The sequence below is a fragment of the Streptomyces sp. NPDC107654 genome (genome assembly GCF_055639035.1).
On record NZ_JBVKBI010000012.1, the window covers coordinates 1 to 21,830 of the forward strand.

Annotated in this window: 20 protein-coding genes, 1 tRNA gene and 1 pseudogene; 13 read left to right on the plus strand and 9 right to left on the minus strand. The window is 73.7% G+C overall.

The annotated features are described in order from the left end of the window. Positions 1 to 88: 88 nt before the first annotated feature. Complete coding sequence (locus ACZ7N4_RS21680) at positions 89 to 463, minus strand: YchJ family protein (RefSeq protein WP_471360035.1); 375 nt, start codon at positions 461 to 463, stop codon at positions 89 to 91. A 106-nt stretch (positions 464 to 569) separates the two neighbouring features. Between ACZ7N4_RS21680 and ACZ7N4_RS21685 the strand changes: the two genes are divergently transcribed. The 3 genes and pseudogenes from ACZ7N4_RS21685 (at position 570) to ACZ7N4_RS21695 (ending at position 3,309) form a co-directional block, all read left to right on the plus strand. Continuing rightward, entirely contained in the window at positions 570 to 869 is a 300-nt protein-coding gene (locus ACZ7N4_RS21685) for a dsRBD fold-containing protein (protein WP_471360037.1), read from the plus strand. Between the two features lie 11 nt (positions 870 to 880). Beyond that, a pseudogene (locus ACZ7N4_RS21690) lies at positions 881 to 2,180 on the plus strand (phosphoribosyltransferase family protein). 10 nt (positions 2,181 to 2,190) lie between these two features. Beyond that, entirely contained in the window at positions 2,191 to 3,309 is a 1,119-nt protein-coding gene (locus ACZ7N4_RS21695) for a CapA family protein (RefSeq protein ID WP_471360038.1), read from the plus strand. 4 nt (positions 3,310 to 3,313) lie between these two features. Here ACZ7N4_RS21695 and polX read toward each other — a convergent pair whose 3' ends face one another. Together polX and ACZ7N4_RS21705 are read right to left on the minus strand one after the other, a co-directional pair. Next, positions 3,314 to 5,041 carry a DNA polymerase/3'-5' exonuclease PolX gene (gene polX / locus ACZ7N4_RS21700; protein WP_471360040.1) on the minus strand — a complete coding sequence of 576 codons (1,728 nt, stop codon included), beginning with the start codon at positions 5,039 to 5,041 and terminating at the stop codon, positions 3,314 to 3,316. Between the two features lie 63 nt (positions 5,042 to 5,104). Continuing rightward, positions 5,105 to 5,192 (minus strand) — tRNA-Leu (locus ACZ7N4_RS21705). 234 nt (positions 5,193 to 5,426) lie between these two features. Between ACZ7N4_RS21705 and ACZ7N4_RS21710 the strand changes: the two genes are divergently transcribed. The 3 genes from ACZ7N4_RS21710 to ACZ7N4_RS21720 all read left to right on the plus strand — a co-directional run bounded on the left by ACZ7N4_RS21710 (position 5,427) and on the right by ACZ7N4_RS21720 (position 8,085). Beyond that, the gene (locus ACZ7N4_RS21710) at positions 5,427 to 6,752 is read left to right on the plus strand and encodes a M20/M25/M40 family metallo-hydrolase (protein WP_471360042.1); all 1,326 of its coding nucleotides are present in this window, start codon (positions 5,427 to 5,429) and stop codon (positions 6,750 to 6,752) included. A 146-nt stretch (positions 6,753 to 6,898) separates the two neighbouring features. Continuing rightward, positions 6,899 to 7,132 carry a chaplin ChpH gene (gene chpH / locus ACZ7N4_RS21715; protein ID WP_471360044.1) on the plus strand — a complete coding sequence of 78 codons (234 nt, stop codon included), beginning with the start codon at positions 6,899 to 6,901 and terminating at the stop codon, positions 7,130 to 7,132. Positions 7,133 to 7,251: 119 nt separating this feature from the next. Beyond that, complete coding sequence (locus ACZ7N4_RS21720) at positions 7,252 to 8,085, plus strand: chaplin (protein WP_471360046.1); 834 nt, start codon at positions 7,252 to 7,254, stop codon at positions 8,083 to 8,085. 68 nt (positions 8,086 to 8,153) lie between these two features. Here the strand turns inward: ACZ7N4_RS21720 and ACZ7N4_RS21725 are convergent, their stop codons facing one another. Further along, a complete protein-coding gene (locus tag ACZ7N4_RS21725) occupies positions 8,154 to 8,342 on the minus strand; it encodes a DUF5703 family protein (RefSeq protein WP_014671721.1) in 189 nt (62 codons plus the stop codon). Positions 8,343 to 8,389: 47 nt separating this feature from the next. Here ACZ7N4_RS21725 and ACZ7N4_RS21730 point away from each other — a divergent pair, with 47 nt between their 5' ends. Continuing rightward, positions 8,390 to 9,145: a hypothetical protein gene (locus ACZ7N4_RS21730; RefSeq protein WP_471360048.1), complete on the plus strand. Its 756-nt coding sequence runs from the start codon at positions 8,390 to 8,392 to the stop codon at positions 9,143 to 9,145. Positions 9,146 to 9,250: 105 nt separating this feature from the next. Here ACZ7N4_RS21730 and ACZ7N4_RS21735 read toward each other — a convergent pair whose 3' ends face one another. Beyond that, complete coding sequence (locus ACZ7N4_RS21735) at positions 9,251 to 11,974, minus strand: helix-hairpin-helix domain-containing protein (protein WP_471360050.1); 2,724 nt, start codon at positions 11,972 to 11,974, stop codon at positions 9,251 to 9,253. Continuing rightward, positions 11,971 to 12,954, minus strand: a complete 984-nt coding sequence (locus tag ACZ7N4_RS21740; protein ID WP_471360052.1) for an aldo/keto reductase — start codon at positions 12,952 to 12,954, stop codon at positions 11,971 to 11,973. The genes ACZ7N4_RS21735 and ACZ7N4_RS21740 overlap by 4 nt, the downstream gene beginning before the upstream one ends. A 168-nt stretch (positions 12,955 to 13,122) precedes the next feature. Here ACZ7N4_RS21740 and ACZ7N4_RS21745 point away from each other — a divergent pair, with 168 nt between their 5' ends. Both ACZ7N4_RS21745 and ACZ7N4_RS21750 read left to right on the plus strand, forming a co-directional pair. Further along, complete coding sequence (locus ACZ7N4_RS21745) at positions 13,123 to 14,178, plus strand: LLM class F420-dependent oxidoreductase (protein WP_471360054.1); 1,056 nt, start codon at positions 13,123 to 13,125, stop codon at positions 14,176 to 14,178. A 218-nt stretch (positions 14,179 to 14,396) separates the two neighbouring features. Then, on the plus strand, positions 14,397 to 15,185 hold the full coding sequence (locus ACZ7N4_RS21750; protein WP_471360056.1) for a ferritin-like domain-containing protein: 789 nt from the start codon (positions 14,397 to 14,399) through the stop codon (positions 15,183 to 15,185). A gap of 16 nt (positions 15,186 to 15,201) precedes the next feature. Here the strand turns inward: ACZ7N4_RS21750 and corA are convergent, their stop codons facing one another. Then, the gene (gene corA, locus ACZ7N4_RS21755) at positions 15,202 to 16,197 is read right to left on the minus strand and encodes a magnesium/cobalt transporter CorA (RefSeq protein WP_471360481.1); all 996 of its coding nucleotides are present in this window, start codon (positions 16,195 to 16,197) and stop codon (positions 15,202 to 15,204) included. A 62-nt stretch (positions 16,198 to 16,259) separates the two neighbouring features. On the opposite strand from corA, the gene ACZ7N4_RS21760 reads away from it, so the two are divergent. The 4 genes from ACZ7N4_RS21760 (at position 16,260) to mshC (ending at position 19,762) form a co-directional block, all read left to right on the plus strand. Next, positions 16,260 to 16,946 carry a histidine phosphatase family protein gene (locus ACZ7N4_RS21760; protein WP_471360058.1) on the plus strand — a complete coding sequence of 229 codons (687 nt, stop codon included), beginning with the start codon at positions 16,260 to 16,262 and terminating at the stop codon, positions 16,944 to 16,946. Positions 16,947 to 17,045: 99 nt separating this feature from the next. After that, positions 17,046 to 17,636, plus strand: a complete 591-nt coding sequence (locus ACZ7N4_RS21765) for a DUF3090 domain-containing protein (RefSeq protein ID WP_471360059.1) — start codon at positions 17,046 to 17,048, stop codon at positions 17,634 to 17,636. Then, positions 17,600 to 18,439, plus strand: a complete 840-nt coding sequence (locus ACZ7N4_RS21770) for an SCO1664 family protein (protein ID WP_471360061.1) — start codon at positions 17,600 to 17,602, stop codon at positions 18,437 to 18,439. The genes ACZ7N4_RS21765 and ACZ7N4_RS21770 overlap by 37 nt, the downstream gene beginning before the upstream one ends. Before the next feature lie 93 nt (positions 18,440 to 18,532). After that, positions 18,533 to 19,762: a cysteine--1-D-myo-inosityl 2-amino-2-deoxy-alpha-D-glucopyranoside ligase gene (gene mshC, locus ACZ7N4_RS21775; protein ID WP_471360063.1), complete on the plus strand. Its 1,230-nt coding sequence runs from the start codon at positions 18,533 to 18,535 to the stop codon at positions 19,760 to 19,762. Between the two features lie 171 nt (positions 19,763 to 19,933). On the opposite strand, the gene ACZ7N4_RS21780 is transcribed toward mshC, so the two are convergent. Continuing rightward, positions 19,934 to 20,857, minus strand: a complete 924-nt coding sequence (locus ACZ7N4_RS21780; protein ID WP_471360065.1) for a PAC2 family protein — start codon at positions 20,855 to 20,857, stop codon at positions 19,934 to 19,936. A 163-nt stretch (positions 20,858 to 21,020) separates the two neighbouring features. Further along, positions 21,021 to 21,692, minus strand: coding sequence for a FadR/GntR family transcriptional regulator (locus ACZ7N4_RS21785; protein WP_471360067.1), 672 nt, complete (start codon positions 21,690 to 21,692; stop codon positions 21,021 to 21,023). Positions 21,693 to 21,830 lie beyond the last annotated feature (138 nt).

The window sequence follows — 21,830 nt, forward strand, 5'->3', positions numbered from 1 at the left end:
TCCCACTCGGCATCCGTCAGATCGCCCCGCCCCATGTCCACATCAACGACACGGGTGCGGAGTAGTCACATGATCGGCCGGACAAGTCCTAGTCGAGGAACTCCCCGTCCACGTACACCCACGCCCCGTCCACCCGCTCGAACCGGCTCCGCTCGTGCAGCGAACCGCCCCGGTAGGAGGCGCGGAACGTCACCGAGCCCGTGCCGTGGAAGGCGGTCCCGTCGCGGGTGTCCAGGATCTCCAGCCCCGTCCACCGCATCCGCGGGTCCAGGTCCAGCCGCTCCGGCCGGGTCCGCGGATGCCAGGTGCGCAGCAGGTACCCCGCGTCCCCCCGCACGAACGCGCTGTACCGCGACCGCATCAGCAGCTCCGCGGTCGGCGCGGCGGCGGCCCCCGCGTGGAAACGCCCGCAGCAGGCGTCGTAGGTCCCAGGGAGCCCGCAGGGGCAGGTGCGCGAGGTCATGGCCCCATTCTGCCCGGAGCGGGGGAGGCGTCCGCCCCGGGCCGGGTGCACAGTGGAAGAGCAGCGCGGCGCAGCCCGGGAGGTGAACCGGACGATGACCGGACCGATGAGCAGCCGTCCTCCCGCCGTCAAGGAGTGGCGGCTGAACCTGTACCTGTCCGAGCACGATCCGGACACCACCGCCCGGATCATCCTCGACACCGGCGACAACGTCCTGGAGAGCCACGCGGAGGCCCGCCGCAACCCCTACGACCAGGCGAGCGCGGAGATCGGCGACGAACTCGCCGCCGGACGCGCCCTCATCGCCATGGGCCGCATGCTGCTGCGCGCCGCCGACGGCGACATGAAGGCGACGGGAGCCGCCGACACGGACGGCCCGGCACCGCTCTGGCTGCCCCGGGAGTGAAGGAGGCCACCGTGTTCAGGAACCGCCTCGAAGCAGGACGGCGGTTGGGCGAACGCCTGGAGCACCTCAGGGGCCGGGACGTGGTGGTGCTCGGACTGCCCCGGGGAGGCGTACCGGTCGCCGCCGAGGTCGCCGCGGCGCTCGACGCCCCCCTGGACGTCTGCCTGGTACGGAAACTCGGCGTGCCCTACCAGCCCGAACTGGGCATGGGCGATCGGCGAGGACGGCGTCCGCGTCATCAACCAGGAGGTGCTGCGCGGGACCGGCGTCTCGCCGGACGACCTCCACCGGGTCGAGGAACGCGAGCGCCGGGTGCTGCACGACCGGGCCGCGCGCTACCGCGGAGCGACACCCCCGGTCTCCGTCGCCGGGCGGACCGCCGTCGTCGTGGACGACGGCGTCGCCACCGGCTCCACCGCACGGGCCGCCTGCCGCATCGCCCGCGCCCGCGGCGCGGCCCGCATCGTCCTGGCCGTCCCCGTGGCCCCCCTCGACTTCACCCGGCGCCTCGGCGGGGACGCCGACGACCTGGTCTGCCTGGAGAACCCGTGGGACTTCGCCGCCGTCGGCCAGTTCTACGGCGACTTCACCCAGGTCGAGGACGAGGAGGTCACCGCCTGCCTGCGCCGGGCCGCGAGCCGCCACCGGCACACCGCGGGCGCCCGCTCCACCGACCGCGAGGTGACCGTGACCGCCGGCGGCACCCGGCTGGGCGGACGGCTCACCCTGCCCGACGGCGCCACCGGCGTCGTCGTCTTCGCCCACGGCAGCGGCAGCAGCCGGCACAGCCCACGCAACCGGTTCGTCGCCGAGGGACTGCAGCGGGCCGGGCTCGGCACCCTGCTGTTCGACCTGCTCACCGACGCCGAGGAGGCCGACCGGGACAACGTCTTCGACATCGCCCTGCTGGCCGGCCGCCTGCTCGCCGCCACCCGCCGGCTGCGCGCGGAACCCGACGCCGAGGGGCTCGCCCTCGGCTACTTCGGCGCCAGCACCGGCGCCGCCGCCGCGCTCTGGGCCGCCGCCGAGCCCGACGCGCGGCCCGCCGCCGTCGTCTCCCGCGGCGGCCGGCCCGACCTCGCCGGACCCCGGCTCGCCGAGGTGACGGCACCCACCCTGCTCGTCGTCGGCGGCGCCGACCCACTGGTCCTCGAACTCAACCGGGAGGCACAGACCCGGCTCCCCTGCGAGAACCGGCTGGAGATCGTCCCCCGCGCCACCCACCTCTTCGAGGAGCCCGGCGCGCTGGAACGGGTGACCGACCTGGCACGTGACTGGTTCACGGACCACATGGCACCCGCGCACGTGTAGTCCCGCGGCCATGCGCCGGAAGACCGTCACCGTGTTCCTCGCCGGTGACGTCATGCTCGGCCGGGGCGTCGACCAGATCCTGCCGCACCCCGGCGACCCGGCCCTGCGGGAGGACCACGTCCGCGACGCCCGGGACTACGTCGCCCTGGCCGAGGCCGCGAACGGACCCGTACCCCGGCCCGCGGACCCCGCCTGGCCCTGGGGCGAGGCACTCACCGTCCTGGAGCGGGCCGCACCGGACGTACGGGTGATCAACCTGGAGACCGCCGTGACCCGCGACGGCACCTTCGCCCCCGGCAAGGCCGTCCACTACCGGATGCACCCCGACAACCTGCCCTGCCTCGCCGCGGTCCGCCCCGACGTCTGCGTCCTCGCCAACAACCACGTCCTCGACTTCGGCCCCGCGGGCCTCCGGGAGACGCTGGACTCCCTCGCCTCGGCCGGGCTGCGCACCGCCGGCGCCGGCCGGGACGCGCGGGAGGCGTGGCGCCCGGCCACCGTCCCGCTGCGGCCGGACGCACGCGTTCTCGTGCTCGCCTTCGGGATGCCCTCCAGCGGCATCCCGCACGGCTGGGCCGCCACCGCCGAACGGCCCGGCGTCGCCCTCGTCACCGCGCCCACCACGGCCGCCGCCACCGACTTCGCCGACCGCCTGCGGCGGATGGGACGGCAGCCCGGCGACCTCGTCGTCGCCTCCGTCCACTGGGGCCCCAACTGGGGCTACACCCCCTCCCGCGCCGAGGTCCGCTTCGCCCACGCGCTGATCGACGCGGGCGCCGACCTTGTCCACGGGCACTCCTCCCACCATCCGCGCCCGCCGGAGATCTACCGGGACCGGCTCGTCCTGTACGGCTGCGGCGACCTCGTCGACGACTACGAGGGCATCGGCGGCCACCCGCGCTACCGCGACGACCTGCGCCTGCTGTACCTGGTGTCCGTCGAGGCCGGCACCGGCCGGCTGACCGGCCTGCGGATGGTGCCGCTCCGGGCACGCCGGCTGCGCCTGGAACACGCACCGGCCGAGGACTCCGCCTGGCTGCGCACCGTCCTCGACGAACACGCCCGCCCCCTCGGCACCCGGGTCGTGCCCGCCGCCGACGGCACGCTGACGGTACGGCCGCCGAGCTGAGTCCTCAGGCGCGCCCGCCCTTGCGCAGGAACCGGCGCAGCCGGGTCAGCGGCCAGGTGTTGATCACATCCTCCGCGGTGAGCCAGCCGCGCTGCGCCGTGCCCACCCCGTAACGCAGCTGCGCGAGGTGCGGGACGGAGTGCGCGTCGGTGTTCACGGCGAACCGCACCCCGTGCTCCCGGGCCCGCAGGATGTCCTCGTCGCACAGGTCCAGCCGGTCCGGCTGGGCGTTGACCTCCAGCGCGGTACCGGTGCGCGCGCACGCCGCGAACACCTCGTCCCAGTCCGCGTCGACCCCCGGCCGCTTTCCGATCAGCCGGGTCGTGGGATGCCCGATGATGTTGACGTACGGGTTCTCGCAGGCCCGCACCAGACGCCGCGTCATCGCCTCGCGGCCCAGGTCGAAGTGCGAGTGCAGCGAGGCCACGCACAGATCGAACCCCGCCAGGAACTCCTCCGGCCAGTCCACCTCCCCGTCCGGACCGATGTTCAGCTCCGTGCCGTGCAGCAGCCGCATCCGGCGCCGGATGCCGTCCAGCTCCCGCAACCGCTCCCGCTGGGCGAGGATCTTCTCGTCCGTCATGCGCTGCATGTACAGGTCGGGCGCGTGGTCGGTGACCGCGTAGTACGCGTGACCACGCGCGGCGGCCGCCTCCACCATCGCCTCCAGCGAGGCCAGACCGTCCGTGAGATCGGTGTGCGTGTGCAGGTCGCCCCGGATGTCCCGCTCGCGCACCACCTCCGGCAGCCCGCCGTGCAGCGCCGCCTCGATCTCCCCGCGGTCCTCGCGCAGCGTCGGCGGGATCCACGGCAGCCCGAGCCGCGCGTACACCTCCTCCTCGCTGCGGGACGCGACCGACTCCCCGCTCCCGCTGTCGAACACGCCGTACTCGGACAGCTTCAGCCCCTGGCGGACCGCGAGGGTCCGGGTGCGGATGTTGTGCGCCTTCGACCCGGTGAAGTACTGCATCGCCGCGCCCCACGACCGCGGCGGCACCACCCGCAGATCGACCTGGAGCCCCGTACCGGTGCGCACCGACGTCTTCTTCGTGCCCCGCGCGATCACCTCCGCGGTCACCGGCAGCCCGCACAGCGCGTCCATGAACGGCGCCGACCGCCGCGCCGCGACCAGCACGTCCAGATCGCCCACGGTCTCCCGCATCCGGCGCAGCGAACCCGCGTACGCGCAGCGCTCGCAGCCCGTCACCCCGGACAGCTCCGCGACGATCTCCTCGGCGGTGTCCAGTGCCGTCGCCAGCGGCACCCGCGCGCCCGCCCGCCGCAGCAGCTCGATGCCGTGCCGGATGTTGTCCTGCGTCTTCTCGCCGAAGCCCTTCAGATCCGCCAGCGCGTCCGCCTCGACGGCCGCGGCCAGCTCGCTCACCGACGAGATGTGCAGATCCTCGTAGAGCCGCAGCGCCTTCTTCGGCCCCAGGGTCGGGATCGCGATCAGCTCCCGCACCCCGGCGGGGATCCTGGCCCGGCGCTCCTCCACCACCGCCATCCTCCCGGTGCGCAGGTACTCGGCCACCTTGTCGGCGATCGACCGTCCCACGTTCGGGATCTCCCGCAACCCCTCGGCGTCCAGCGTCGAGACGTCCGCCGGATACCCCCCGATCGCCCGCGCCGCCTTCTCGTAGGCGCGTGCCTTGAAGGCATCGCCTCCGGTGATCGCGATGAGGTCGGCGTACTCCCGCAGGATCGCCTCGACCTCGTCGTTGGCCCGGGCCACTCCACAAGTCTAGGGAGCCGGGCCCGGGCGCGCGAAAAGCCCCTGCCGAAGCAGGGGCCTTGCTGGTGTCCGAGGGGGGACTTGAACCCCCACGCCCGATAAAGGGCACTAGCACCTCAAGCTAGCGCGTCTGCCATTCCGCCACCCGGACAAGGTGTCTGTCGTGCGAGGTTTCCCCTTTTCGGCGGGGTTTCCCTCGCGGCGACGAAGGAAACATTACCAGGCTTTCCGAGGTGGCTGATCACCCCCCGTCCCCGGAGCCGGTCGCGCGTGAACGGCGTGTCACAGGCCGGGCCCGGTCTTGGGTCCGGGGCGGGGCCGGAGGGAGGATGAGGAGGACCCCGGCAGTGGCGGGACCATCAGCAGTGACAGCGGGAGGAAGCACGTGAGCGAGACGGACACGGCCAGGAGCGTCACCGGCGAGGACGAGGTGGTGGACCTCTGCCGCGAGCTGATCCGGTTCGACACCAGCAACTACGGCGACCACTCCGGCCCGGGCGAGCGCAGGGCCGCCGAGTGGGTCGCCGAGAAGCTCGCCGAGGTCGGCCTGGAGCCGAAGATCTACGAGTCGCACCCCGGCCGCGCCTCCACGGTGGCCCGCATCGAGGGCGAGGACCCGTCCCGGCCCGCGCTGCTCATCCACGGCCACCTGGACGTCGTACCGGCCAACGCGGTCGACTGGACCCACGACCCCTTCTCCGGGGAGATCGCCGACGGCTGTGTGTGGGGCCGCGGGGCCGTCGACATGAAGGACATGGACGCCATGACGCTGGCGGTCGTCCGCGACCGGCTGCGCAGCGGGCGCCGGCCCCCGCGGGACATCGTGGTCGCCTTCCTCGCCGACGAGGAGGCCGGCGGCACCTACGGCGCCCGCCACCTGGTCGACCACCACCCCGAGCTGTTCGAGGGCGTCACCGAGGCGATCAGCGAGGTCGGCGGCTTCTCCTTCACCGTGAACGACCAGCGGCGGCTGTACCTGATCCAGACGGCCGAGAAGGGCATGCACTGGATGAAGCTGACCGTGGCCGGCACCGCCGGGCACGGCTCGATGATCCACCGGGACAACGCCATCACCGAGCTGTCCGAGGCCGTCGCCCGGGTCGGCCGCCACCGGTTCCCGGTGCGGGTCACCAAGACCACCCGCGCCTTCCTCGACGAACTGGGCGACGCGCTCGGCACCGAGCTGGACCCGGAGGACATGGAGGCCACCATCGCCAAGCTCGGCGGTATCGCCAAGCTGATCGGCGCGACCCTGAGCAACACCGCCAACCCCACCCAGCTGGGCGCCGGCTACAAGGTCAACGTCATCCCTGGCGAGGCCACCGCCCACATCGACGGCCGCTTCCTGCCCGGCCACGAGGAGGAGTTCCTCGCCGACCTCGACCGGCTGCTCGGCCCGAAGGTCCGCCGCGAGGACGTCCACTCCGACAAGGCGCTGGAGACCAGCTTCGACGGCGCCCTGGTCGACGCGATGCAGTCCGCGCTGCTCGCCGAGGACCCGACCGCCAAGGCGATCCCGTACATGCTGTCCGGCGGCACCGACGCCAAGTCCTTCGACGACCTCGGCATCCGCGGCTTCGGCTTCGCCCCGCTCAAGCTGCCCCCGGAGCTGGACTTCGCCGGCATGTTCCACGGCGTGGACGAGCGGGTACCGGTGGACGGCCTGCAGTTCGGCGTGCGGGTGCTCGACCGGTTCATCGACGCGTCGTGACGCTCTGCCCCCAGCCATTCGGGCAGCCGTACGACACCTCCTGAGAAGGGTGAATGCGACGATCGGTTCGTAGCTTCATCAGTTGCTCCTCGTTACAGCTGATGTGATCCCGCGCCTTGGGGTCGCATTGTCAACTAGGAGGAAGAATGATCAAGAAGATCGTCGCTGCTGCGGCTGCCACCGGTGGGCTGGTTCTCGCGGGTGCGGGCCTCGCCGTCGCCGACTCCGGTGCCCAGGGTGCCGCCGTGCACTCCCCGGGCGTGGCGTCCGGCAACGTCATCCAGGTGCCCGTGCACGTCCCGGTGAACGTGTGCGGCAACACGATCAACGTGATCGGGCTCCTGAACCCCGCCTTCGGCAACGCCTGCGTCAACAAGTGACGCCGGCTCCCTGAGGGGCGTCCTTTTAACGAGCCGTCGGCCTCGGAGCGCGCGCCATGCGCTCCGAGGCCGACCGGTCTTTCACGAGCGAAGAGATGGAAGGCAGGGGGGAATTCAGCATGCGACAGGGCACGCGCAAAGGCCTGATGACCATGGCGGCGGCGACCGGCGTGATCGCCGCGGCGGGCGGCTACGCCCACGCCGACGCGGGCGCGGCGGGCAGCGCCGGGGGTTCGCCCGGCGTACTGTCCGGCAACACGGTGCAGGCGCCGGTGCACGCACCCGTGAACATCTGCGGCAACACCGTGAACGTGGTCGGACTGCTCAACCCGTCGGTGGGCAACAAGTGCGCCCACCCCGGGGGCACTTCGGGCGCTTCCACGGGGGGCGGCCACAGCGGCTCCGGCGGCGCCCACGCGGGCGGCCACACCGGCGGCTCGCCGGGCGTCGGCTCCGGCAACACCGTCCAGGTGCCGATCGACGTCCCGGTGAACGTGTGCGGCAACAGCGTCGACGTCATCGGCGCGGGCAACGCCACGACGGGGAACGACTGCGCGAACGAGGGCGGGTACGGCAACCAGCCCGGAAAGCCGGGCCACCCCGGCCACCCTGGTCACCCCGGGCACCCTGGTCATCCGGGCGAGCCCGGGCACCCCGGTCAGCCTGGCCACCCCGGTCAGCCGGGCAAACCGGGCACCCCCGGAACTCCGGGCCACCCCGGCAAGCCGGGCCACCCGGGCCACCCAGGCACCGGCACCCACCCCGGCACCGGCTCCACCGGTCACGACTCGTCCCACGTCACGGCGCAGACGGGCCGCTCCGCCCAGCCCCTGGGCAACGCCCAGCTCGCCCACACGGGCAGTGACGTGCCGCTCGGCCTCGCGCTGCCGGCCGGCGCGGGCGCGCTGCTCGCGGGCGCGGTGATCTACCGCAAGGCCCGGGCCGCGGCCTGAGCGGAAAACGGAGCGGGCCCTGCCATGCCGGCGGGGCCCGCTCCGTCACGTCCGGTCACTGTCCGGACTCACCACGTGGCACGCACCTGGCGGATGATCCGCCGGCGCAACCGCACCCTGCGGCTGCCGTCGCGCAACAGGCTCAGTCGGTCCAACTCCCAGTGTCCGTACTCGGCATGGTCCGTCAGCAGACGTGTGGCCTCCTTGCGGGAGACCCCGCGAGGCACGTACACGTCGACAAATTCGTATTCCGGCATCGCATCTATTGTGCGGGCTGGTGCCCGGTACGGATAGCGTCTGCACTATGTCTGATGCTGCGCAGCCCACCGCTGCCGAGGTACGCGCCGCCGCCGAGGCCGTCAAGACCGCGCTCGACCGTCATCTGGCCGCGGTCGAACGCAGGTCGGGGGAGGACGACCCGGCCGTCTCCGAGGCGTTCAACCAGCTGGCCGCTGCCGCCGAGGCGTACGACGAGCTGCTCTACGACCGCTACGACGAGGTCACCCCCTTCGAGATCCCCGGTGCGGAGGACACGCTGCCGCCGTACGCGGGCCCGGAGGAACCCCACGCGATCAGTGTGCTGATCCGCCGCGACTACACCGTCACCGAACCTCAGCGGCTGCTGGCGCAGGCCCAGCGCGTGGAGGCCGCCGAGTACGACGACGGCACGGACGAGGACGCTGTCGCCGGGACCGTACCCGGGGCGCTCGGCATCCTCTTCGGCGAGTTCGAACCGGACGAGATCGCCTCCCGGCACAAGGAGTTCGGCCTGGAGGAGGGCGACTCCACGCTCTGGGTCACCGCGGCGGAGGAACCGCCCGAGGCCGGGGAGTGGCTGGAGGCACCGTTCGAGCACGCCGACGCGCAGCAGGTGGTGTGCCGGTTCGATGTGAGCGCGGTCTTCGACGACGACGTCTCCGACGGTGAGGACGGGGACGACGACCTGGAGTTCGTCGAGGACGAAGACGAAGACGGCGAGGACGACGAGGACGAGGGAGCGGAGTCGGAGGACGTCGAGGACGGGGACGGGGAGTCGGCCCCCCTCGACGCCGACAAGTAGCCGGGACACAAGGGTGACGGCGGTGCCGTAGGGGCCCTGGGGCCGGTACGGCACCGCCGGACGCGGACGCGGACGCGGACGCGGGGCGGGCGGGTGCGGAAGGGGTCAGGCGCCCTGCGTGCGCAGCAGCGTCTGCAGACGGGTCGTGCGGGGCTTGGCGGGGATCTCCGCGACCGCTTTCGGCAGGGCCTGTTCCACCCCGTGCACCACGGACAGGTGCCGCTCCGCCCGGCCGAACGCCGTGTACACCCACGGCCGGCTGAGCACCTGCACCGCGTCGCCGGGCAGGACCACGACCGCCGCGGGCCAGCGGGCGCCCACCGCCTGGTGCGCGGTCAGCGCCCACCCGTGCCGGACGCTGCCCTCCACCCGCTCCCGGGGTACGACGACGGGGGCGCCGGCGCACGACAGGTGCAGCCCGTCGGCGTCGGCCTTCACCACCACACCGGGGACCGTGCGCCCCGGCGCGGGGGAGTGGGCGACCCGGTCGCCGGGGTCGAAGCCGCCGAACCGGCCGGGGCCGGGATTGAGGCGCTCCTTCAGGGCGGAGTTGAGGGCGCGGGTGCCCGCGGCCCCGCCGTGGCCCGGGGTGATCACCACGGTCTGGTCGGCCGGGACGCCGAGCGCTCGCGGCACCGAGTCCGCGACCAGCTGCACCGTGCGGTGCACGGCCTCGGCCGCGTCCCGCACCGGCACGATGACGAGCTCCTTGCCGGGGGCGTCGACCTGGTTCAGCTCGCCGACGCCGATGCCGGAGACCAGCTCGCCGAGCGGACCGGGGTCCGGGACGCGGGAGGCCGTCTGCGGGCAGACCCGGGCCGCGAGCAGGTCGGCGAAGACCCGGCCCGGACCGGCCGACCACAGCACCCCCGGATCGCCGCTGAGCACCAGCCGGGCCCCGTCGGGCAGCGACTCCACCAGCATCGCGGCGCTCTCCACGTCCAGCTGGGGCGCGTCCAGCACGATCAGCAGGTCGAGTTCCAGGGCGCCGTCCGCGTCCCGGCCCGGGCCCTCGACGCCGGACAGCAGCCCGGCGACCGTGCCCACGCCCCGCTCCGCCGGCTCCCCGCCCAGCCGCTCGGCCAGGCGCCGGCACCCGTCCGGCGCGTGGCAGACGGCGAAGGCCCTCAGGCCCGCGGCGCGGGCGGCCCCGAGCAGCGCGGCCGGTTCGGCGCGGGCCGCCTCCCCGCCGGTGTGCAGCACGAGGGCGTGCCCGGCGACCGCGCGCGCCAGTTCGGCCGCACCGCCGGACAGCCCGGCGGCGACCGTCCCCCAGTCCTGCCCGGCCTCCGTGGCCGGGGAGTTGACCAGGCGGGCCAGGCCGTCGGCGAGGCTCTCCTCGGCCAGTGCGTACCGCTCCAGGCCGACGAGGACCCGGACCGGCCGCGCCTGTTCCTCCTCGTCGGTCTCCTGGGCCGCGGGGGCGCCGGGCTCCTCCAGAGCGTCCTGGAAGACGAGTGCCTCGCCCTCGGCGAGCGCGTCCTGCACGGCCGCGTCCGGATCCGGCACGCCCTGCCGGCCCAGCGCCGCGGTGAGCGCGGGCAGGTCCAGTGCGGTGTGCCCGGCCACGGCCGCCTGCTCCAGCAGCCAGACGGTCATCGCGCGGCCCCGCCGCTCGTCGTCCGGGCCGCAGGCGGCGCCGAGCAGCGCCCGGGCGAAGCCGTCGGCCTGCTCCGGCCGTACGCCGCCGACCCGGAGCAGCTGCCAGGGGTCCTCCCGGAGCGCGGTGTCGGCGCCCTCGCCGAGGGCCGCGGCGACCTGGGGGGCCAGGGCCTCGGGCGCGCCGCCCTCGGCCAGCACGCGGCGTACGGCGTCGACGGTCCGCGGTGCGGGGCCGGTGGGCACGGCCGGCGCGGGGGCCGGCCGGGGCCTGCGCACCGGTTCCGGGGCGGTGCGGCGCGGGGCCGGCGCGGGCTCCGCGAACACCGCGGCCACCGGCTTCTCGCCGCTCTCCACGGCCCGGATCGCCGCGAGCAGGTCGGCGGCCTTGCCACTCAGCTTGCCGCCGCTGTCGATCGGGCCCGGCTTCTCGGCCTTGCGCCGCTCGATCCGCTCCCGCTCAAGCCGCTGCGCGGCCAGTTCGGCCTCCGCCTCGGACAACTCCCCGGCCCCGTCGCCACCGTCAGTGCCACCCCCACCGGCACCCGCCGCGCCCTCGCCTACGTCCGCGGTGCCGTCGGCGTCCACGTTGCCGGGGTTCGCCGCTCCTCCGGAGGCCTCCGCATCACCCCGGCTCTCCGCACCCTCCGCGGTGCCGGGGCCGTCGGCGTCCGCCGCGCCCCCGGCGACATCCGTGGTACCGGTGGCGTCCACGTCGGCGGGGCTGACCACCTCTTCGGAAGCCTCCGCACCACCCGGGCTCTCCGCGCCCTCGGCGCTGACCGGGCTGTCGGCGCCCGTCGCGCCGTCGGCGGCGTCCGTGGTGCTGCCGGCGTCCACGTTGCCGGCCCTCCCCGCTCCTCCGGAAACCTCCGCACCGCCCGGGCTCTCCGCGCCCTCGGCGGTGCCCGGGGCCTCCGCGCCCTCGGCGGTGCCCGGGGCCTCCGCGCCCTTGGCGGCCACCGGCCCGTCGGCAGCGCCGGAGTCTTGCACGGCGTCCGCGCCCTCAGCCGTCTCGGCGCTCTCGGCAGCCGCCCCGGCCGCGCCCCCGGCAGCCGCCCTGCCCCCGGCAGCAGTCCCGGCAGCCCCGGAGGCCTCCATGCCCCCGGCGGTCTCGACCCCCTCGGCCGCGGCGCCCCCGTCAGCCCCCCGGCCCGGGGTCCCGTGGGGCTCACGGGTGTCCGGCGTCCCCGGCCCGGCTTTCTCCGTGGTCTCCGGCTCCGTGCTCACAGCGTGCTCCAGTCGTGATCGGGATAGCGGTGCACGGGCGCCGACACATCGTCCAGCGCCCGGCAGATCTCGTCAGGAAGACTAAGGGCCTCCACTGACAACGCCGCCGTGAGCTGCTGCGCGTTGCGCGCACCGACGATCGGCGCGGCCACTCCGGGCCGGTCCCGGACCCAGGCGAGGGCCACCTGCAGCGGGGTCACGGCGAGCCCGTCGGCGGCCGTGGTCACCGCGTCCACGATCCGGGTCGCCGTGTCGTCCAGGTACGGCTCCACGAACGGCGCCAGGTGCTCGGAGGCGCCGCGCGAGTCCGGGGGAGTGGCGTGCCGGTACTTTCCGGTCAGCACGCCCCGGCCGAGCGGGGAGGAGGGCAGCAGGCCCACGCCCAGGTCGAGCGCGGCCGGCAGCACCTCCCGCTCCACGCCCCGCTGCAACAGCGAGTACTCCATCTGCGTGCTGGCCAGCCGGGTGCGGGCGCCCGGCGCGGCGAGCTGCCAGGTGGCCGCCTTGGCCAGCTGCCAGCCGCAGAAGTTGGAGACGCCCGCGTAGCGGGCCCGGCCGCTGCTCACCGCGAGGTCGAGGGCGTGCAGCGTCTCCTCCAGCGGGGTGTCGGGGTCGTAGGCGTGGACGTGCCACACGTCCACGTGGTCCGTGCCCAGGCGGGCCAGGGAGGCGTCGAGCGCGGCGAGCAGATGGCCGCGGGAGCCGTCGAAGCGGCGGTCCGGGTCGGGGATGCTGCCCGCCTTGGTGGAGACGACCAGGTCATGGCGCGGTACCAGGCCGTCCATGAGGCGTCCGAGCAGATACTCCGCCTCCCCGTGGCCGTACACGTCGGCGGTGTCGACCAGGGTGCCGCCGGCCTCCCAGAACGCCTTCAGCATGTCCGCCGCGTCGTGCTCGTCGGTGTCCCGCCCCCAGGTGAGGGTGCCGAGTCCGATCCGGGACACGCGCAGGCCGGTCCGGCCGAGATGCCTCTGCTCCATGTCCGCGAGATTACTGGCCAGAACCGGTGCGGTGGGTTGCCTGTGGACAACCGGATCGGCTGGTGGGGGCGGGGTGACGTGGCCACGCCGGATGGGTGCCCCCGCGCAGGCCGCCGCGCTAAGGTCTGCCACGACAGGCACGTTACTCACGGGTAAGGGGAATCGGCCATGCAGCTCGGGATCAACCTCGGCTACTGGGGTGCCGGAATGGACGGCGACAACCTGGCCGTGGCGCAGGAGGCCGACCGGCTGGGCTACGCGGTGTGCTGGGCCGCCGAGGCCTACGGCTCCGACGCGGCCACGGTGCTCAGCTGGGTCGCGGCCCGGACCGAGCGCATCGACGTCGGCTCGGCCATCTTCCAGATCCCGGCCCGGCAGCCCGCGATGACCGCGATGACCGCGGCCACGCTGGACTCGCTCTCCGGCGGCCGCTTCCGGCTCGGCCTCGGCGTCTCCGGCCCGCAGGTCTCCGAGGGCTGGTACGGCGTGAAGTTCGACAAGCCGCTGGCCCGCACCCGCGAGTACGTGGAGATCGTCCGCCGGGCGATGACCCGGGAGCGGCTGACGTACGAGGGCGAGCACTGGACGCTGCCGCTGCCCGGCGGCCCGGGCAAGCCGATCAGGCTGACCGTGCACCCGCAGCGCGAGCACATCCCGCTGTACATCGCCGCGATCGGTCCGAAGAACCTGGAGCAGACCGGCGAGATCGCCGACGGCGCCCTGCTCATCTTCCCCTCCGCCGAGCACCTGGGGGAGACCACGATGAAGCACCTGCGCGCGGGCCGGGAGAAGGCCGGTCTGACGCTGGACGGCTTCGACGTGTGCCCGACCCTGCCGATCGCCCTCGGCGACGACAAGGACGTCTCCCGGCTCGCCGACGTCTTCCGCCCGTACACCGCGCTGTACGTCGGCGGCATGGGCAGCGCCCGGCAGAACTTCTACAACCAGCTCGCGCAGCGCATGGGATACGAGAAGGAGGCCGCCGAGATCCAGCGGAAGTACCTGTCCGGGGACAAGGAGGGAGCCGCCGCCGCGATCCCGCAGGACCTCATCGACCGCACCACCCTGCTGGGCTCCGTCGACCGGATCGCCGACCGGATGAAGGCCTACGCCGACGCCGGCGTCACCACCCTCAGCCTGTCCCCGGCCGGCTTCACGCTGGAGGAGCGGCTCGCCTCCCTGCGCGCCGGCAGCGAGGCCCTGGAGCGTGCCGGGCTCGCGTAAGGGGGGTTTCCGCGGCCGTGGTGGGGGCTCGGGGGTCTTCCCCGCCACGGCCGTCACGGGGAACAACGCGCCCGGAGCCGCGCGGTTACGACCCCCGCCGTCCTTCTTTCGGCCGAGCGGCCCCGCACCCCTGTTGCGGCTCAGGTTCGTCCGCATTTGACTCGTTTGACTCGTTCTTTGCGGAAACCCCGTGGAACCGCTGCGGAGAGGTGGCGCCCATGCTGTCGGCCAAGAGCCTGTTCCGGGAGATCCTCGCCCACGACGAGTCCTTCCGGCTCTTCTGCTCCATCGCCGCCGGAGGAGAGGCCCAGGGCGGCTGGGAGAACGGACGGATCGCCGCCCTGGTCCCGCGGAGCCGGCTCGCCCTGGCCCCCAGGATCGCCCGTCACGGCGCCGACGAGGACAAACACGGCCGCATCTTCACCTCCCTGCTGAGGAAACGGGGGCTCACCCCCGTACCCGTACCGCCCGAGACCGACTACACCATGCTCCTGGAACGCGACGGCATCGGTCTCGCCCACGACAGGCTCAGGCGGGACGAGCCGCTCACCGAGCGGGACATCGTCGTCTACCTCGCGCACAGCAGGGTCACCGAACAGCGCGCCTGCGAGCAGATGCGACTGCTGCTCAAGCACTTCGCGGGCCACCCCGACATCGGCCGGGCCGTCCGCGCGATCTCCCGCGACGAGGACAACCACCTCGCCTACACCCACGAGGAACTGCTGCGCCTCGCCGCCGCCGGGCACGGCCGGCTGATCCAGCGCACCCTGCGCGCGTGCGCGCTCGCCGAGATCCGCGTCCACCGGGACGTCAGCCTCGCCGTCATGGCCCGCATGGGCCGCATCCTCGGCTGGTCCCGGGCCAGGTCGGCGCTGCTCGCGGCCGGCATCCACGCCGTCTACGCCTACGAACGCCTCGTCGGCTGGCACCGCATGGTCGGCCTGCGCATGCCCGAACACCGCGACGCCCTCGGCGGACCGGCGGTCCCGGCCCCCGGGCTCGCGTAGGACGCGCGCCCGGGGATCACAGCCAGCCGCGCCGCTTGAACAGCCGGTACAGCAGCACCTCCAGCACCGCCATCAGCACGATCACCGCCGGGTACGACGCCACCCAGTGCAGCTCCGGCATGTGGTCGAAGTTCATGCCGTAGATCCCCGCGATCATCGTGGGCACCGCGGCCATCGCCGCCCACGCCGAGATCTTCCGCATGTCGTCGTTCTGCCGCACGCTCATCTGCGCCAGGTGGGCCGACAGGATGTCCGACACCAGCCGGTCCAGGCCCTCCACGGACTCGTTCACGCGCGTGAGGTGGTCGCCCACGTCCCGGAAGAAGGGCCGCGCCTCGTCGTGCACGAACGGCACCGCGCCGCCGAGCGGGCCGTTGCCGGCCAGCCGGGTCAGCGGGACCGTCAGCGGTCCGGTGGCCCGGCGGAACTCCAGGACCTGCCGCTTGAAGGTGTAGATCCGGGACGCGGTGTTGCGGGAGGTGCCGGTCTCCGGCTGGAACACCTCCGCCTCCAGCTCGTCCAGGTCGGTCTGCAGCTCCGTCGCCACCTCCAGGTAGTGGTCCACGGTGGCGTCGGCGATCGCGTACAGCACGGCGGTGGGCCCCTTGTCGAGCATCTCCGGCTCCTCCTCCAGCCGGCGCCGCACGGCCGCCAGCGGCGCCCCGTCCCCGTGCCGGACGGTCACCACGAAGGAGTCACCGACGAACACCATCACCTCGCCGGCCGAGACGGTGTCGCTGTCGGCCTCGTACACGACCGGTTTCAGCACCATGAACAGCGAGTCGTCGTACACCTCCAGCTTCGGCCGCTGATGCGCCTTCAAGGCGTCCTCCACGGCCAGCGGATGCAGCCCGAACTCGTCGGTGACCAGGTCGAACTCCCGTTCCGACGGCTCGTACAACCCGATCCACACGAACCCGCCCGCCGCTCGTGCCTCGGCGAGCGCGTCCGACAGGTCCTCCGGTCCCTCGGTGCGGTGTCCATGCCGGTAGACGGCGCAGTCCATGATCACGCTGCGCATTCTCCCTTCGCCCGACCACCGGCGCACCGGACGGTGCGCCTACCCTGGTCCGCATGCCCACGCTGATCCTCGTCAGGCACGGACGGTCCACCGCCAACACCTCCGGAGTGCTCGCCGGGCGGACGCCCGGCGTCGCCCTGGACGAGCGCGGCGCCTGTCAGGCCGCCGCCCTGCCCGCACGGCTCGCCGCCCTGCCGATCTCCGAGGTCGTCACCAGCCCCCTCCAGCGCTGCCAGGAGACCGTACAGCCGCTGCTCCAGGCCCGCCCCGGCCTGCGCTGCCACACCGAGGAGCGGATCGGGGAGTGCGACTACGGCGACTGGTCCGGCCGCAAGCTCGCCGAGCTGAAGGACGAGCCGCTGATGGAGGTCGTCCAGGCCCACCCGTCCGCCGCCGCCTTCCCCGGCGGGGAGTCCATGCGGGCCATGCAGAGCCGCGCCGCCGAGGCCGTACGCGAGTGGAACGCGCGCGTGGAGCGGGAACACGGTGCCGACGCCGTCTACCTCATGTGCTCCCACGGCGACATCATCAAGGCGCTCGTCGCCGACGCCCTCGGCCTCCACCTCGACCTCTTCCAGCGGATCTCCGTCGAGCCCTGCTCCGTCACCGTCATCCGCCACACCCGCCTGCGGCCGTTCCTCGTCCGCCTCGGGGACACCGGGGACTTCGCTTCGCTCGCCCCGCGCGAGGAACCCGGCGACGGCGACGCACCGGTCGGGGGTGGTGCGGGCGCACCGTGATCGTCGGCCGCAGTAGGGTGAAGCGACCCACCCCGTCGCGCATCCGCACGGCCGGCACCGCCGAACCGCTCGAAACCACGAAATCAATGGAGACAGGACGTGTCCCGTCAGGTGTTCCTCTACGACCAGCCGGACCGCTTCGTGGCCGGCACGGTCGGACTGCCCGGGCGCCGTACGTTCTTCCTCCAGGCCACCGCAGGCCCCCGGGTGACCAGCGTGGTCCTGGAGAAGACCCAGGTCGCCGCGCTCGCCGAGCGCATGGACGAACTGCTGGACGAGGTCGTACGCCGTAGTGGCGGCAGCGCCGCGGTCCCCGCCGTGGCCCCCTCGGAGATCGCCGACACGGAGCCCCTCCAGACCCCCGTCGAGGAGGAGTTCCGCGTCGGCACCATGGCGCTGGCCTGGGACGGCGAGGACCAGCGCATGATCGTCGAGGCCCAGGCCCTGGTGGAGCTGGACGCCGACACCGAGGAGGACCTCGCGGAGGCCGAGGAACGGCTGCTCCAGGACGAGGAGAACGGACCCCCGATGCTGCGGGTCCGGCTGACCGGCGCGCAGGCCCGGGCCTTCGCCAAGCGCGCCCTCGACGTCGTCAACGCCGGGCGGCCGCCGTGCCCGCTGTGCAGCCTCCCGCTCGATCCGGAAGGACACGTATGTCCGCGCCAGAACGGATACCGCCGCGGGGCGTGACGGCCGCCCCCGCGGAGGCCGGCCCGTCCTCCGCCGAGCTGCTCGCGCGGGGTGAGCTGACCGTGCGCGGCCGGATCCGCGAGGCGTCCAACGCGGCCCTGTTCTGCACGGTCGCGCTGGACGGCCGGGAAGCCTCCTGCGTCTACAAGCCCGTGGCCGGCGAACGCCCCCTGTGGGACTTCCCCGACGGCACCCTCGCCGGCCGCGAGGTGGCCGCCTACGAGGTCTCCGAGGCCACCGGCTGGGGGCTCGTGCCGCCCACCGTGCTGCGCGACGGGCCCTACGGCGAGGGCATGTGCCAGCTGTGGATCGACGTCCACGCCGAGGCCGAGCTGCTCGCCCTGGTCGACGGCGAGGAACCGGAGCCCGGCTGGAAGGCCATCGGGTTCGCCGAGGTCGGCGAGGGCCGCACCGCGCTCCTCGTGCACGCCGACGACGAGCGGCTGCGCCGGCTCGCCGTCCTGGACGCCGTGATCAACAACGCCGACCGCAAGGGCGGCCATCTGCTGCCCACCGCCGACGGCCGGCTCTACGGCATCGACCACGGCGTCACCTTCAACGTCGAGAACAAGCTGCGCACGCTGCTGTGGGGCTGGGCCGGGGAACCCCTCGCCCCGGACGCCGTGGAGGTCCTCAAGGAGCTGCGGCACGGCCTGCACGGGGCGCTGGGCGAGCGGCTGGCCGCACTGATCACGGCGGCCGAGATCGACGCCACGCGCGCGCGTGTCGACGCGCTGCTCACCTCCGGCCTGCATCCGGAGCCGAGCGGGGAGTGGCCCGCCATCCCCTGGCCGCCCGTGTAAGCACATCCGGCGCCGAGGTACAAGAACGCGAAACCGGCCATCCGGCCCGGTCCCGTTCGTACGCGCAGCTCGGCGCCGGTTAGGCTCATGTACATGCATGCCTGGCCCGCTTCCGAGGTCCCCGCCCTGCCTGGTCAGGGCCGCGACCTGAGGATCCACGACACCGCGACCGGCGGTCTGGTCACCCTCGACCCCGGTCCCGTCGCCCGCATCTACGTCTGCGGCATCACGCCGTACGACGCGACCCACCTGGGTCACGCGGCGACCTACAACGCGTTCGACCTCGTTCAGCGCGTGTGGCTCGACACCAAGCGGCAGGTCCACTACGTCCAGAACGTCACCGACGTCGACGATCCCCTGCTGCAGCGGGCGGACCGGGACGGCGTCGACTGGGTCGCCCTCGCCGAGAAGGAGACGGCCCTCTTCCGCGAGGACATGACCGCCCTGCGGATGCTCCCGCCGCAGCACTACATAGGCGCCGTCGAGGCGATACCCGGCATCGTCCCGCTCGTGGAGCGGCTGCGTGAACTCGGCGCGGCCTACGAGCTGGAGGGCGACATCTACTTCTCCGTCGAGGCCGACCCGAACTTCGGCAAGGTCTCCCGCCTGGACGCCGCCGCGATGCGGCTGCTGTCCGCCGAGCGGGGCGGCGACCCGGACCGCCCGGGCAAGAAGAACCCGCTCGACCCGATGCTGTGGATGGCGGCCCGGCCCGGCGAGCCCAGCTGGGACGGCGGCACCCTCGGCCGGGGCCGGCCCGGCTGGCACATCGAGTGCGTGGCCATCGCCCTCGACCACCTCGGCATGGGCTTCGACGTCCAGGGCGGCGGCTCCGACCTCGCCTTCCCGCACCACGAGATGGGCGCCTCGCACGCCCAGGTGCTCACCGGCGAGTTCCCCATGGCCAAGGCGTACGTGCACGCAGGCATGGTCGCCCTGCACGGCGAGAAGATGTCCAAGTCCAAGGGCAACCTCGTCTTCGTCTCCGCGCTGCGCCGTGACGGCGTCGACCCCGCCGCCATCCGCCTGGCCCTGCTGGCCCACCACTACCGCGCCGACTGGGAGTGGACCGACCAGGTCCTCCAGGACGCCGAAGCCCGCCTGGCCCGCTGGCGCGCGGCCGTCTCCCGCCCCGACGGCCCGACGGCGGACGCCCTGGTCGAGGAGGTCCGCGAGGCCCTGTCCCACGACCTCGACGCCCCCGCCGCGCTCGCGGCGGTGGACCGCTGGGCGGCCCGCCAGGAGCAGGAGGGCGGCACGGACACGGGTGCGCCCGGCGTGGTCACACGTGCCGTGGACGCGCTGCTGGGAGTGGCCCTCTAGACGGCACCGCGGGGGCGGCGCCCCGTCCGGGGCACCGGGCGACCGGCCGCCGCCGCACCCGCGGCCGCCCGACGGCCCCCAGGGGCACCGCACGAGGCGCCGGCGACACGCGGAAGGGGCGCTTCCCACCGGGGAAGCGCCCCTTCTCCGTACCCTCCGGCGTGTGCGGCCTCAGTCCTCCGGGCCGTCCTCGTCATCCTCCCTGGGGCCGCCACCGCCGCCGGCCGGAGGCCTCTGCTTCCCGCCCGGAGGGCCCACGTCCCGGCGCCGCAGATACCGCTCGAACTCCCGCGCGATCGCCTCGCCGGACGCCTCCGGCAGCTCCGCGGTGTCCCGGGCCTCCTCCAGCGTCTGGACGTACTCGGCGACCTCGCTGTCCTCCGCCGCCAGCTGGTCCACGCCCACCTGCCAGGCCCGCGCGTCCTCGGGCAGCTCACCCTGCGGGATCCGCAGGTCCAGCAGGTCCTCCAGCCGGTTGAGCAACGCCAGCGTCGCCTTCGGGTTGGGCGGCTGCGAGACGTAGTGCGGTACGGCCGCCCACAGCGACACCGCCGGGACGCCCGCGTGCGTGCACGCCTCCTGCAGGACGCCGACGATGCCCGTCGGCCCCTCGTACTTGGTCTCCTCCAGGTTCATCCGGCGCGCCAGGTCCGGGTCGGACGTGACCCCGCTGACCGGCACCGGACGCGTGTGCGGGGTGTCTCCGAGCAGGGCGCCCAGGACGACCACCAGCTCCACGCCCAGCTCGTGCGCGAAGCCGAGCAGCTCGTTGCAGAACGAACGCCAGCGCATGGACGGTTCGATACCGCGGACCAGCACCAGATCGCGGGGCTTCTCCCCGCCGACACGGACCACCGACAGCCTCGTCGTCGGCCACGTGATCTTGCGCACACCGCCGTCCATGAACACCGTGGGGCGGTTCACCTGGAAGTCGTAGTAGTCCTCGGCGTCCAGCGCCGCGAACACCTCGCCCTTCCACTCGCGTTCCAGATGCGCGACCGCCGTGGAGGCGGCGTCACCGGCATCGTTCCAGCCCTCGAACGCGGCCACCATGACTGGGTCGATCAGCTCGGGAACCCCCTCCAGCTCGATCACCCAGTGCCTCCTTCCGACGTGCCCTCGCTTGACTCACCAACCTTACGGCGTCCGGCGGGGGCGCCCGCAGCCCCCTTGCACGGGGGAGTGAACGGATCACTGCCCCGTTCCCGGGCCCCGAACACCCCCGGTCAGCGGCGAGGCCCCGCGTCCCCGGCCGCACTCACAGGGTGCCGCGCAACCACTGCTCCACGCTCGCGATGTGCACCGTCGCCCAGGAGCGCGCCGCCTCCGCGTCCCGGTCGCGCAGCGCGCCCAGGATCGCCCGGTGCTCGCGCAGGGTGCGGCCGACCGCGTCCTCCCGGGTGAGGCCCCGCCAGACCCGCGCCCGCGTGGCGGGCCCGGACAGCCCGTCCAGCAGGGAGCACAGCACCGAGTTGCCGGCGCATTGCACGATGCTCCGGTGGAACTCCAGGTCGGCCGCGACCAGTTGCTCCGCCGAGGGCTGCGCGCCCAGCGCGTCCAACCGCGCGGCCAGCGCGTCCAGTTGGTCCTCGCCGATCCGGGAGGCCGCCAGCGCGGTCGCGGCCGGCTCCAGGATCCGGCGCACCGCCAGGAACTCCAGGACGGTGTCGTCGCGGTGGAAGTCCACGACGAAGCTCATCGCCTCCAGCAGCAGCTGCGGGTCGAGGCTGGTGACATACGTGCCGTCACCCTGCCGGACGTCGAGGATCCGGATCAGCGACAGCGCCCGTACGGCCTCCCGCAGGGAGTTGCGGGACAGGCCCAGCCCGGCGGCGAGTTCACTCTCCTTGGGCAGCCGGTCGCCCGGCCGCAGCGCACCGGAGACGATCATGCCCTTGATCTTCTCGATCGCCTCGTCGGTGACTGCCACGGCCGGTCTCCTGTCGCCCAGACATCGGATGTCTCCGCACATTACGCGGGAACGGGCCGGGCCCACCTCCCCGTCGGCCGGCTCCGGCAGCCACTCCGCCGACGATCTCCGGGCCCGCGGGACGACGCCCCGCAAGTC